This window comes from Methylobacterium variabile, from assembly GCF_001043975.1.
GTDB lineage: Bacteria > Pseudomonadota > Alphaproteobacteria > Rhizobiales > Beijerinckiaceae > Methylobacterium > Methylobacterium variabile.
On record NZ_LABY01000014.1, the window covers coordinates 1 to 733 of the forward strand.

Here is a 733-nt window from a genome sequence, read left to right on the forward strand (position 1 = left end):
CGAGGCCGCCGATCACCACCGCCTTCGCCCACCATTCGGCCTCGATCTCCCGCGTGGAGAGCGCGACGGTGAGGATGAGCGGCAGGCCGCCGACCTGGGTGAAGGTGTAGAGGCGCTCGATCCGGTCGCTCGGGGTGGTGCCGACGAAACTGCCGCTGCCCTCGCGCAGGAAGCGCTGGACGTTCGGCGAGTTCGCGAAGTTCGGGGCGAGCTCCGGATTGGGCTCGGGGTGGCGCACGAGGCGGGTGCCGTCGTGGAGGAACAGGGCGATCGTGCCCGCCCGCCCCAGCTTGATCCGGTCGAACAGGCGGTCGAAATAGGACAGCGACAGGCTGCCCAGCACGACCCCGCCGAAGGAGCCGTCGGGCTTGGCGATCCGCCGGCTGAGCACGATGACCGGCTTGGCCGTCAGCTGCGAGATCAGCGGCCGGCTGATGTGGAGCCCGAGGCCGGCATCCGCCCGGTGGGCCCGGAAGTAGGGGCGCTCGGCGCTGTTGAGGCGGCGCGCCGGCCAGTCGGCGGCGTCGAAGGCGGTGTCGCCGTTCTCGTCGAGCACCAGCATCACGCCGAGATCCTTGGCGTTGACGGCGCGGTCGAACAGGATGCGCTGGCGGAACCGTGGGCTGATCTCGGCCAATCCCGTGAGTTTCAGGTTCTCGATCACGGCCTGCAGCGCCAGGTCGATGATCTCGACGTTGCGATCGACGTCGCGCTCGATCACCTGGAGCAGGTT

The 733-nt window shown here is 69.4% G+C and carries 1 pseudogene; it reads right to left on the reverse strand.

The features are described from left to right. Positions 1–733 (reverse strand): annotated as a pseudogene (locus VQ02_RS02350) (GGDEF domain-containing protein); the annotation flags it as partial.